General features: G+C 41.7%; 9 protein-coding genes and 2 pseudogenes. 8 read left to right on the forward strand and 3 right to left on the reverse strand.

All coding sequences use genetic code 11. The features are described 5' to 3' along the window. Positions 1-3 precede the first annotated feature (3 nt). From SDEN_RS05855 to SDEN_RS05875, 5 genes and pseudogenes are all read left to right on the forward strand, one after another. Positions 4-1,062 (forward strand): hypothetical protein, encoded by a 1,059-nt coding sequence (locus SDEN_RS05855; RefSeq protein WP_011495574.1) that lies wholly within the window; start codon positions 4-6, stop codon positions 1,060-1,062. A 233-nt stretch (positions 1,063-1,295) separates the two neighbouring features. Beyond that, positions 1,296-1,715, forward strand: a complete 420-nt coding sequence (locus SDEN_RS05860; RefSeq protein ID WP_011495575.1) for a hypothetical protein — start codon at positions 1,296-1,298, stop codon at positions 1,713-1,715. 419 nt (positions 1,716-2,134) lie between these two features. Beyond that, positions 2,135-3,258: pseudogene (locus SDEN_RS05865) on the forward strand (ISAs1-like element ISSde9 family transposase). Positions 3,259-3,605: 347 nt separating this feature from the next. After that, on the forward strand, positions 3,606-5,612 hold the full coding sequence (locus SDEN_RS05870; RefSeq protein ID WP_011495578.1) for a hypothetical protein: 2,007 nt from the start codon (positions 3,606-3,608) through the stop codon (positions 5,610-5,612). Positions 5,613-5,875: 263 nt separating this feature from the next. Next, positions 5,876-6,523 carry an NAD(P)H-binding protein gene (locus SDEN_RS05875; RefSeq protein WP_041405697.1) on the forward strand — a complete coding sequence of 216 codons (648 nt, stop codon included), beginning with the start codon at positions 5,876-5,878 and terminating at the stop codon, positions 6,521-6,523. A gap of 340 nt (positions 6,524-6,863) precedes the next feature. Here the strand turns inward: SDEN_RS05875 and SDEN_RS05880 are convergent, their stop codons facing one another. Then, a complete protein-coding gene (locus SDEN_RS05880; RefSeq protein WP_011495580.1) occupies positions 6,864-7,823 on the reverse strand; it encodes an integron integrase in 960 nt (319 codons plus the stop codon). Positions 7,824-8,519: 696 nt separating this feature from the next. Here SDEN_RS05880 and SDEN_RS05885 point away from each other — a divergent pair. Together SDEN_RS05885 and SDEN_RS05890 are read left to right on the forward strand one after the other, a co-directional pair. Then, a complete protein-coding gene (locus SDEN_RS05885; RefSeq protein ID WP_011495581.1) occupies positions 8,520-9,014 on the forward strand; it encodes a GyrI-like domain-containing protein in 495 nt (164 codons plus the stop codon). 383 nt (positions 9,015-9,397) lie between these two features. Then, positions 9,398-9,973, forward strand: a complete 576-nt coding sequence (locus SDEN_RS05890; protein WP_011495582.1) for a tetratricopeptide repeat protein — start codon at positions 9,398-9,400, stop codon at positions 9,971-9,973. Between the two features lie 111 nt (positions 9,974-10,084). Here SDEN_RS05890 and SDEN_RS20490 read toward each other — a convergent pair. Beyond that, positions 10,085-10,295: pseudogene (locus tag SDEN_RS20490) on the reverse strand (IS4 family transposase); the annotation flags it as partial. 330 nt (positions 10,296-10,625) lie between these two features. Between SDEN_RS20490 and SDEN_RS20495 the strand changes: the two are divergent. Continuing rightward, positions 10,626-11,000 (forward strand): hypothetical protein, encoded by a 375-nt coding sequence (locus SDEN_RS20495; RefSeq protein WP_157599838.1) that lies wholly within the window; start codon positions 10,626-10,628, stop codon positions 10,998-11,000. A gap of 7 nt (positions 11,001-11,007) precedes the next feature. On the opposite strand, the gene SDEN_RS05895 is transcribed toward SDEN_RS20495, so the two are convergent. Continuing rightward, on the reverse strand, positions 11,008-11,979 hold the full coding sequence (locus tag SDEN_RS05895; RefSeq protein WP_011495583.1) for an IS110-like element ISSde13 family transposase: 972 nt from the start codon (positions 11,977-11,979) through the stop codon (positions 11,008-11,010). Positions 11,980-12,027 lie beyond the last annotated feature (48 nt).

Genomic DNA, 12,027 nt, shown 5'->3' on the forward strand with positions numbered 1-12,027 from the left:
ATTATGAAGCATAAAAAAATCATCAGTGTTGTCACTCTGCTAGTGGGTCTAGCAGGGTTCTGGTATTTGGCTTCTGAACCCGAACCTCAACTGGCAATTGCGCCAGCTGAGGTTTTGGCTTTGCCTACTGTCAAAGACGTTACAACCACAACGTCAGTGAATAAGATAAAACCAAAGGATGTGAGCGAGGTCGAAATTATTCCAGAGTCTATCAGCGAAAGCTTTTCATTGTTGGCCAAAGCTTACGCCAGTGAGTTATCCCAGCCGTCATACTCAGTGCCGTTAACCGCAGAAGACACTCATTTACTTAACCCAAATAACTATTTGCCTCAGGCAGTCATGTTGGAAGGGGGGAGTGCCAGCATAGTCTTACCTAAGTATCGTTTCAGTTACCCAGAACCTGTGGTGGTTAAACTCCTTGTGGATGGTATGCAGGTAACGAAGGCAAAAGTCACCTTGCTTAGTGAGCAGGGCGCAGGGGGGGATGCCTTAGCCAAGGAAGAGATGCAAACCACAGATGGCGATTGGACAGCGCAGCTTAAGCCCAAAGAAGAATGGGACGGCCCACTGGAAGTCAGGCTCAGCTTCAGCGCCAAAGGCAAACAGCAAACCCTCTCCACTGGCATAGAATACAGCTACCCCACGGCAACGATTACCGGGGTGGGCGACATGAGCGCTGAAGGCAGTGACATGTTAATTCCGGTGAGTATTGAGGTTAAAAAGGCGGGCTACTACCGCTTACGGGCAAACCTTTACCGTGAAAATGAGCAGCCAGTAGCACTACTGACCAGCTCGAAGAAGCTTGCCGAAGGTAGCACTTCGATGGAGCTTAAAGCCTACAAAGGCGTGCTTTCAAACCATTCAGGGCCATTTACATTGACCACTTTTGTGTTAGAGCGCCGCCCTGCTGTGCCTGGGGAGTTAACTCGCTATGGCAATAGCGAAAAACCCAGCTTTGAGCTCGGGGACTTTGCCGTAGAACAGTTATCCGATGAACCCTGGCAGCCGGACGAGCAAGAATTACAACGGCTAGAGTTTTTAAAGCAAATGGCAGGAGAATAGTGGTGAGCTTTGTATTGGTGGACTTAGATATTGAATTCAGACTTTAAAAAGCTAGGGTTTAACTGTCTATAATAGGGCGTTAAATTGTTAGGTTTTATTGCATATAAAACAGTTATGATTTTGTAGCGTAAATGTATCGCCTCTGTGGTTGTAGTGAATGGATTAATGATTAACTTAGTGAGCTGAGAGATGGAAGCTCTCCATCTTCAAAGCAACCATAAAGGATACACATTATGAACCTAATTAAATCAGCTGTAACAGGATTTATTATTTTCACCAGCCTTAATGTTTATGCAGCAGATTATAATGAATTAAATGGTGTTCGAGTAAGAGCCCCAGGCCAAGCAGAAACTTACTTAATTGATCAAGGTCAGCGCCGCTGGATCCCAAACCCAGAAACATTTAATAACTTATTTTCTGGCGAAGTTACGGTCAGTATTGACTCAATCAATATTCCAAGAGGCCCTGACATGACCAATGGCGCAATACTCGCACAGTGTAATGCCACGGTATTCTTGATTGATAATAATGTAAAACGAGGAATTACAAGTCCGGCTGTGATGGAAAAATATGGCTTTAATTGGGGACAGGTACAAAGTACTCACTGTATCTTGCTCGACTTTATTCAAAATGGTCCAACAATTACTGAGTAAAGATACTGTCATGACCTACTTTGTGGGACGTTGTGACAGGGTAATTAATCTGTTTTGGGTACTTTGACGTTGTGAGCAAACACAGAATAAAAAAGGGCATCGAATTCGATGCCCTTTTATTTGTTTTATCCCGTCGTGAGATAAGTATTCAATATTAATATCGAAGCAGGAGAAGCTTTACTTCACCATGCGCTTGTATTTCAGGCGGTGGGGTTCGACGATGTCGGCGCCGTAGGTGGCTTTTAACCAAGTGGAGTATTCGCTGAAGTTGCCTTCGTAGACGTTCACCTTGCCTTTATAGAGATTTAACAGGCCGCACTCATCAAGGCCAGATCGTGAACGTTATTTGAGCGATTTTAGAAGAATATTGACCTGATCACGTGCTTGTGATCTTATACTCCTTTTTCAGGAGTCAGCTCATGTATATCGAATCATTCAAGCAGCATTTTAGTGCCATTGACGACCATCGCCAAAGTGCAAAAGTTACCTATCCCCTGTTCGATGTACTGTTCGGTTCGCTGTGCGCTGTTATTGCGAGTTCCAATGGCTGGTTCGAGATCCGAGAATACATTCTTGGTCACCATTCTTGGTTCAAAAAACAAAAAATGTTCATCGATGGGATCCCTGCTGACGATACCATTGCTAGGATAGTTTCTATGATTGAGCCAGATAGCTTTAATGCGTGCTTTCTCGCATGGATGAAGTCGGTTCATCAGCTGACTAATGGAGAAGTCATTGCGATTGATGGAAAGACGCTACGTGGGTCATATAATCGCGATGATCGAAGCAGTACTATTCACATGATAAGCGCTTATGCCTCAGCGAATAAGTTGGTACTTGGTCAATTAAAAGCAGAGCAAAAAAGTAATGAAATCACAGCCATTCCAACCCTATTAAAAATGCTAGACCTGCGCGGAGCGCTAGTGACAATCGATGCTATGGGCTGTCAAACGGCTATTGCTACAACGATTATCGACAAAGGTGGTGACTACCTATTGGCGGTAAAAAACAATCAAGGCAACTTAGCTAAAGCAATAAATAAAGCCTTTAGTTCGCATCGTTCGGCTGGCTTAAGTGATGACCATGTCAATATAGAAAAAAGCCATGGTCGTATAGAAAATCGAGCCTGTTTTGTGTTGAGCTCAGCAGAGCTTGACGGTGATTTTACACATTGGGAAGCACTCAAATCCATCGTTATGGTTGAAAGCTTTAGGGCTGTTAAAGGTAAGACGGCGAGCCTTGAATATCGTTACTATATCAGTTCGAAAGTGTTATCAGCAGAGCAGCCTTAAGTGCGACTCGCGAACATTGGGGGATCGAGTCAATGCACTGGGTCTTGGATGTCAGCATGAACGAAGATGAATGCCAGATCTACAAAAATAACGGCGCTGAAAATCTCGCTTACTTAAGGCACATGTCGCTAAACATGCTGCAAAAAGAACCGACAAAGCTCAGTATTGTTGGTAAACGAAAGCGTTGTTTAATGAATCCAGCATTTCTGGAGAAGGTGTTAATCGCTGGATTATGCGCACCGACTAAATAATGAACACTCATGCGGTTGCCCTGCCGCACTCATGGAAGGTCATACGCTTTTTAATTAGGCCTAAACTTTGGACAGACCTTAACGAAAACTGAGCAATGCCGTGCCCTAGAAGAAGTCAGGTGAGGGGGAGTACACGTCTATGTCCCCAGTCCATTTAGATAAGATATAAGTTTAATCTTTATTTTATAAATTGATTGCAGTGCTGTAATGGCTTTGATACATTCCTGCCGCCACCCAGTTACCCTGTCGCATTTACGTTTATAGAAAAAATAACGTATTGACAATTTTATGAAAATATTAACAAAAGTAAATGCGTAAAGAAATTAAACAAATATAGGAAGTATTTGATGTCAAACAATATTAAAATAGTGTTAGCTGTTTCTGCAGCACTTTCTTTATCCGGCTGTTTAGAGGTTGAAGATAACAATAATAACGATAATGTCGTTGCCGCGTTAGAAGCTCAAAACCAATTATTACAAAATCAAATTGATGCTAATGTAGCACCGATTAATTTATCAGCAACAATTAAAGGTGCGACTGCAGATGTTGACTTATCTGACGCGCAAGTTTCTATCAAGTTTGCTGGTGAATGGTCGGCTCCTGTCAATATTACCAGTGCCAAGCTGCTCCTGACTAAACAAGCCGCAAATAGTGATTTCTTATTGAAAGTGACCAGTCCGTCAGCGGCGTTCGTTTCAATGACTTTCAAAGGCATGACAAAAACAAGTTCACAAGGTCAAATTATCAGTCAAGATCTCGGCGAAATCCTAGTGGGTAAGCCAAAAGAGAAGCAACTTACACTGTTACAAACGGGTAAAAACTCCTATGTTGAGAACTTAGAGTTATATCCACAATATGTGGTTAACAACTCATCACCCTATTACAGCCCTTACAAGCTAGAACTACTACAGCCAGAGAGCTTAGCTGTCTACACGAAAGAGACTGGCGAGTACAAGCTGGTATTACCCGAAGGGATCTCAACTGAGCTGCATGCAAAACTCGATGTTGACAGCGATGGCGTTAATGATTTCGAACTGGAGCTTGGACAGAACGGCTCAGCGACTAAACTATTGAGTGCAAACAAGGTATGGGCTGAAAATACCCTTTATCTTAAAGAGGTCAACCAATTAAGGGAATATAATTTACGCTTGAGCTTGCTCGATGGAGAGGGTTCGACCTTAGAAGGGGCTAGAGTCTCAACAAATGATAATGATAATGGTAATGCCTACTTTGCCTATGACGCTGCGACCTCTCAGTATGTGTTAGATACGCGATACAGGGGATACCTCACGGTTAAAATACCTAGCTTTACCGTTGGGGATGTGAGTTATACAAGCGCTGAAATGACAATTTCTCCGACTGATTTTGACAAACAATACCGAGTGCAAGTTTCTGGCAATCAATACCAAAATTTTGTTACCGAAGTTGTTGATGGCAAATTGAACTTAGTTGTAGGATTATCTGCATTTAGTTACCAGTCACCTTCAATCACCGCTCTTTCACAGAAAGTTAAAGACAATAAACTTGACGTCTTTTATTCGGCTCCCGTTGAATTAATTAAAGTAGATGGCAAGCAGGTTAGTGTGACATTAGCCTCTGTGAATGCATTAAAAGTTATTCCTGGGAATACCACTAATGATCAGGGTGTTTTGCCAGGTAGCACTTCGGTAAAACGTGATAACAAAACACTTGAATCACAAGTCTCGTTAACGTTAAACGGCACTAAGCTGACTGCAACACCAACTTCAGCAACATTAGAGGATGGCGAATATGAGTATCGAGTTGGCAAGTTAGTTAATGTGATTTCTGGTCAAGAGGAAGATGTTTCCAATGACAACATTAATGCATTGAATGTCTATAAAACTAGCTTTAGCATTAATGATGTTGTGCTAGATAACGTCAATTACACTACCAATGGTGCACTGATCGTCGCCAAAAATACTGCCGATGTTGCGGTTTCATGCGGTTGGTGCGGTGGAAGCTCAAGTGTTAGGGTATATTTTCCACTGTCTATTAATAGCTTAAGTGATCTCACCCTTACTATGACCTCTTATACTGCTAATGGAGTCAACATTGCTGCAAATAATGTAATTCAAGTGGTTCAGTCTGGTTACCTGGGGAATGTAAACAAGCAATATTTGCTTAAAGCGGCTCAAAATGAAAATATTACGTATGACTCAATTTCTCCTCTGCGGGGTACTAGCTTAGAATCGGGTTATAAATATTCAAGTTATGCTTACCTCTATCTAGAGGATGACACGGCAAGTCGTGCCAATAGCGCCACATTTGATTATAGTTACACGACTAAAGCAGGTGAGCGTAAAACCGGAACTATTACCTTAAAAGTTAAGTAAATAGTTTTGATAAGGTTAATCCTATGACCTTAAAATAAACAAGCCCTGCTGATTAGCGGGGCTTTTTTCTTGCTAAGGGAGTAACCCTTAGTCCGCCCTGCAGTTATACGATGCACCAGTAGGCAACTGAATGAACAAGAGCTGCACAGGCTAGCGTTTTTAAAGCAAATGGCAGGAGAATAGAGGTTGCTACCCTTTTAGTTTGTAAACCCTAGATCTAGATATGCTATTTTACTCCCATTGAGATACAAACAGAGCTGATGATGAAGAAAACGGCCATAGTTGTAGGCGCTACAGGCTTGGTTGGTCAATCTGTGGTTGAGCACTTAGTTAATGCTGCGCATATTGAAAAAGTCATTAGCATAACCCGTAGCCCTGTTGCTTATTCATCCGCTAACGTGGTGAATCATGTCGTTAACTTTGAACGTTTAGCCGCTTACAGCGCTGCTTTTAAGGGGGATATCTTGTTCTCGTGCCTTGGGACAACGCTTAAGCAAGCAGGCTCATTGGCCGCTCAGCGCAAGGTCGATATTGATTATCAATTTGAGGCAGCAAAACTTGCGCTTAACAACGGCGTATCCCATTATTTATTGGTTTCATCCAGTGGCGCCAATGAAAAAAGTCATAGTCCCTATTTAAAAATGAAAGGGGAGTTAGAAGTAAAAATAGGCGCGTTAGGCTTTAATCGCATCAGCATTTTCCAACCCTCACTATTGCTTGGTGAGCGCAGGCATTTTCGCTTAGGTGAAAAAATTGCGGCTTATATTCTCCCAGTGATTTGCAGCATCAGTTTTCTCAGGCGTTATCGCCCGATAACAGGCAATGAAGTGGCAAAAAAGATGGTGTTAGTTAGCCAAGAAGCTGGCAAACGACTGGAGACATTTAAATTAGATGAGGTTTTTGTCAAGTAATCATTAAATCTTCAATTAATACAAATTGTTAATTGCAATTCGAAAAGTCCCGGTGAGCCTGGGTACGGCATCCCAGCGGCCCAGCAGCCTGGCTCAATAGTTTAACTAGAGCCATTTAGCTCAATGTCCTTTTATTGGCTCCAGTGTAACTTTTCAGCTTTAATCAAGAGGTATTAATTGAGCTGCTCATTGATAAACTTTGGCCGGAGTTCTAGCGAGTTTTGCCCCATTATGATTTAGAACAATTACTCATTCGAACTTTGTGTTTCTGTGTTTGCCTTATATTTACTAATGCGGAAAGCAAAAGATAAGGCCCTAGTAACTTGTTTTGTATTATGCCTTAAAGACTGTCAAGAGGACTTATGACCCCAGTATGATGGCCACCAATCACATGGGTATATATCTCGGTTGTTTTGACATCACTGTGTCCCAATAACTCTTGGATGGTACGAATGTCATGGCCTTTGAGTAATAAAGATGTTGCAAATGAATGGCGGAAAGTATGGGCGGTAACGCGCTTATCTATACCACAGTTAGTGGTAGCTTGCCTTAATGCACGTGAAAAAGCCGTTGGATGAATATGGTGTCTGCACACATAGTTGTCACTTGGGTGCATACAACGGCGGCTAGCAGGAAAGATATATTGCCAATGAAACTTAGAGGCGTTACTACGGTATTTTCTGATGAGAGAGATGGGCAATGAAGCAAGTCCAAAGCCATCTGACAAATCCGCCTCGTGGAGCTTTTTTACCTGTTTCATTTGTGACTTTAGAACATCAATCAATCCGTTAGGTAGCATACAAACTCGATCTTTTTGCCCTTTACCTCGGTACACAAAGATAGATTTAGTGGTTAGATCAATATCTTTTACCCTAAGTTTTAAGGCTTCCTTTAATCTTAGCCCTGAGCCAAATAGGATGGCACCAATTAAATAGTGGTAGCCTGACAAATTGCTGATGATCAGTTTTGCTTCTTCGTTAGACAATACCTGCGGTATTCGTTTAGGGGCTTTTGCATAGGGAAATTGTAACTCATTGGGCTCAATTTTTAACACATGGCGACAAGCAAATACAATGGCACATAGGGCCTGTTTCTGGGTGCTCGCCGACACTTCGCACTCCACTGCTAAAAAACAGAGAAATTGTTCAATCAAAGCGGGGGTTATATCAGCGCCATGACGAATATTGCAATGTCGAATGAAATAGCGGTTCCAATAGAGGTAGGATTTTTCTGTTTGATAGCTGTAATGGCGTACCCTGATCTCTGTCCGTATAGCCTCCAAAAATGTTAATTGCCCCATAACCGTTACCTTACCAATGCACTGTGTTTATATACAGTTATAGTTGAGGTTGAGATAATTGCTATGAAAAAGATGCATAAATCGTTGGATTGACGCATCGATAATACTAACTGTTAAGCATTAACTCATTATTATCAATAGTTTGTAATATATATAAAAGTGCTATGCAGACCTCGTAAACACCTATGCATCTTTTTTATCTGCTGAATTGTCATATTTAACCTGTATTTTTTGTTAAATAATATATTTACAACAAACACTTACAAGTGATATTTTGACGAAGAAACTTACAAGAAAGCAGGAGGGTTATCCTGCTGCTAATCAATAAGCTGTTATAGCGCTTTATCTTTTCAACTATTTATTCCGGTTAATCGGTAAAATTTATTTCAATAGCTTGTGGTTGGCTAGGGTCTTTTTCGGTAATCGCCCTTTCAGTTTTTCGCCAAACAACGCGTTTAACTTCCAACAGTTTTATCAGCATCAGCTCAACCTAGTATGCAATTATTCGTTGCAGTTTTACGCAAGGTTGTTTTACAGTGTGGGTAATAATTTTATATCGAATTGTTGTGTTAACAGGGCTGGCGGTAAACCGCGAAATTGCAACTGGTGGCGCAATAACAAGCAAAGGCAGCGGACGCAAAAAGCCGCGCCGTTGCTTTGGACGTTAGGCGAAGGAAGCGAGGCGAAATCGTGAATATGAAAGATACTTCACCAAAGCTAGAACAACGAAGAGATCAAAGTTACGTTGCGATTAGAGCGCATGCCAGTAGGGCTGAACTGTCTACCAAACTACCCCCACTCATTGGGGAGCTTGCGGTTTGGTTGGCAGCTCGTGGGGTCAATCCAGCGGGCGCTCCATTTTACAGATATCTTGTCATAGATCAGAACGAAGAATTTGATATTGAAGTGGGCTTTCCTGTATCAAACCATTTACAAGGTGATGGTAGGGTCGATGCAGGTGTAATTCCTGCTGGGCGCTATGCAGTCACTACACACATTGGGGAATACGATCGCCTGCAGGATGCAACCGCAAACCTAAAGAAATGGGCTGCTGATAATAACGTGCGGTGGGATGCCTCCGAAGATGAGAGCCGTTGGGGTGCTCGCCTTGAAACCTATTTGACTGATCCTTCGGAAGAACCCGATCCGCAAAAATGGCAGACTGAAATTGCAATCCGAACTTCAGCGTAGAAAACTTGCGCCTAACAAGGCGCTGCACTGGACGGCTATTCCGCTGCGCTCCATTGCCGCCAGTGAGCTTTAGCGTTGAACTAAGCCGCTGCGCGGAGCCCAAAAGAGGCTGCGTGAATGTTTAAGCTTCATTGAATCAGCTAAACTTAAAAAAGATACGATGGAACACAACTATGACAAAGGAATTTCAATGAAACACGTACAAATCAAGCCGAACAATCAGTTTTTAACTTCTCTACAGCCCAGAACCAGCTTCAAAAAAGCAAATTCCTATAGCATAAAGCATACCAATTAATCTGGAGTTGGCATCGGCCAAGTCCAACACGCGATTTATGCCTTGCAAACAGCACAAGGCATAAATACTAAGACTTTAGGGCACTAGCATGTATTCGAACTCAATTAAATCTATCGCTATTGTATTGCTGTGTCTGAGTAGCTTTTTTACTCACGCAGATGTTAACTCTTTATTCAAAGAGGCTATGAGCAAGGTTAACAATGGTGATTGTGAATCGGGGGTGCTCTTATTACATGAGCTAGCCGATAGAAATCTACCCGGAGCATTAATTAATTTGGGCTCTATATACGAATCAGGCAAGTGCGGAAGTGAAGACCTAGCGAGAGCAAATGAATTATTCAAAATAGCTTCTGAAATGAGTATCCCGATAGGTCATTACAGGTATGGTTTGTTGCACTTTGGAGATGATTCGTATAAACCTGATTACAAACTTGTTTTTAGAGAATGGTCAAAAGCTTTCAAGTTAGGTTTACCAATATATAGTGAGCTTGCAATACTTCATCATGAGGGGCTTGGTACTCATAAAAATGCCCTGTTAGCTGAAATGTTGCTAATAAAAGGTGTTAAACAAGGTGATGTACAAGCAACCGAGCAACTTAAGGGCTTTTATCTGGACAAATCCAGTCCACTCTACAATCCTGAAAAAGCAAAAAACTTTCGATAAGTGCCCTAACACGTCATTCAAGCAGGACAAAAAACAGTTGGTTTTTGCTCGTGCCTCGCTTATTTTAACCAACTATTTTATTGCCTCTTAATGAGGCGCTGGCGGATCCCCTCATAATTTAGGTCTGCCAGCGGTATGAACCAGTTTGATATATTCGTTTAATGCCCAGTAAATTATCGACAACTTTTTTAACTGAATGGGGTGCGAATTATTACCTTCGTCGTACCTCTTATCCCTGTCTGACAATGGATAATACAGCGCGATATTTGATGCTGTTAGCTTGGAAATCCTTCTGCCAGCCAAGATGTTTTACTGCGACACCGTCTGTGATATTACGACCAAGCTGTGTGAGTGGTAGTTGATTGCCATCGAGTGATTATCATTGAGCAAGGGGACAGTGGCAATCATCAGTGAATTAAGGCGTTTTTGATGCTTATGTTATAAGAGTGAGGGCATTTTTTTTTGATTAAATCGTGTAAGATATGCTTAAATTGACCAGCAGCACACATGGTGTGAGTTTTAGTCGCCATCTTGTTTAAGAGTGGCGAAATTGATTAGATCAGATAGCACCATGCGTGTCTACTATTTTGAATTACAACAGGATTATCTGGGGATTCCCTAGATGGCGGCGTTATATTGCTAGGGAGTTCAATTGAAGCACTGTTTAATCGCAAGTTTTTATGCAAGTTTAACTTCTGCATTAGCATTGATAATAATTGCACTTCCTGATTATTCTGGAGCTTCAATTTTATTTGGCTTGTTTGCTTTTCCTGTTGCATTTATTTGCTCTGTAGCTCTTTCATATCCGTTGATTTATATTCGTTCAAAGTTAAGCCTAAAAAAATGGCAAAGTGGATCACTGTTCGCAATTACAGGTTTAGTTTTAGGTGGTATTACACCAATATTAATATTGGGTTCGGTATCAGTAGACGTAAATAGTATTGTATTTATAATGCAATATAGTTTTATTGGCTTTGTGGCTTCGAGTACTGCTTGGTATTACGTACAACACAATGTCGCAATATAACAAACGACTATGGCGTCAACAACTTATTTTCACCTGTATTCTCATCCCACATGACGCCATCTCTTAGCATCGAATTGAGGATGACGACCATCTTTCGCACGCATGCAATAATAGCCACTTTCTTGGGCTTTCCTAGTCCAAGTAGTCGCTGATATATGGCTTTAAACACTGGGTTACACTGCATAGCCGACATCATTGCCATATAGAGTACAGTGCGTACTTGTGCTCGTCCGCCTTGGATGACCCGCTTGCCTTTGTAGTCGCCACTTTCTTTGGTCATGGGGGCAACCCCGATGAGGGAAGCTGCTTGTTTATTGGTGATATAGCCTAGCTCTGGCACATTACTGATAATTGATGCGGCTGCTATTTTTCCTATCCCTGGCATGCTCTGCAATATGATGTTTTTGCTTTGATACTCGGTACATTCTTCAATTAACTTTTGTATTTTCAACTCGATTTTTGTTATCTGGTTCTTTAGCGCTGTAAGAATGGGTTTAATGGTAGAAAGGAGTGTTTTAGATAAGATTTGATGGCGATTTTTTTCCATGGTCTGCATGGTGAGAAGTTGATTCCTTCGAGTAACTAAATCACTCATTAATCTTATTTTTTCAGGTTTTAACTCAGTCAGTTTAGGCTTGATGGCTTCGGCATAGTGGGCGATAAGTTCAGCGTCTAATCGGTCATTTTTGGCTCGTCGACCAATCGCGCCAGCAAATCGTTTCACGTGCATAGGGTTAGCGATAACAAAGGGAAGCTTTGCTTCTGAACAAGCTAGAATGAATGGCATTTCCAGTCGACCAGTGGCTTCTACTACAATGCACTGAGGCTTGTGAATTTTTATCTTATTGATGGCATCTCTAATCCCTTTTTCGTCATTAGCAACAGTGAAAAAGATATCAAGGGGGCGGATAAAGATATCAAGTTGTGATTTACCAATATCAACTCCGACATTGATGTTTTGCATGTGATGGCTCTTCATAATAAGCGTTCTCTTTATTGCGAAATACGGGTTCTAGACCCATTCGAC

The sequence above is a fragment of the Shewanella denitrificans OS217 genome, from assembly GCF_000013765.1.
Taxonomy (GTDB): Bacteria; Pseudomonadota; Gammaproteobacteria; order Enterobacterales; family Shewanellaceae; genus Shewanella; species Shewanella denitrificans.

Bases quoted from the DNA above. Each gene is read 5' to 3' on its own strand.
- SDEN_RS05875 (WP_041405697.1), top strand. From the start codon at position 5,876: ATGAAGAAAACGGCCATAGTTGTAGGCGCTACAGGCTTGGTTGGTCAA.
- SDEN_RS05885 (WP_011495581.1), top strand. From the start codon at position 8,520: ATGAAAGATACTTCACCAAAGCTAGAACAACGAAGAGATCAAAGTTAC.
- SDEN_RS05880 (WP_011495580.1), bottom strand. From the start codon at position 7,823: ATGGGGCAATTAACATTTTTGGAGGCTATACGGACAGAGATCAGGGTA.
- SDEN_RS05870 (WP_011495578.1), top strand. From the start codon at position 3,606: ATGTCAAACAATATTAAAATAGTGTTAGCTGTTTCTGCAGCACTTTCT.
- SDEN_RS05860 (WP_011495575.1), top strand. From the start codon at position 1,296: ATGAACCTAATTAAATCAGCTGTAACAGGATTTATTATTTTCACCAGC.
- SDEN_RS05890 (WP_011495582.1), top strand. From the start codon at position 9,398: ATGTATTCGAACTCAATTAAATCTATCGCTATTGTATTGCTGTGTCTG.
- SDEN_RS05895 (WP_011495583.1), bottom strand. From the start codon at position 11,979: ATGAAGAGCCATCACATGCAAAACATCAATGTCGGAGTTGATATTGGT.
- SDEN_RS05855 (WP_011495574.1), top strand. From the start codon at position 4: ATGAAGCATAAAAAAATCATCAGTGTTGTCACTCTGCTAGTGGGTCTA.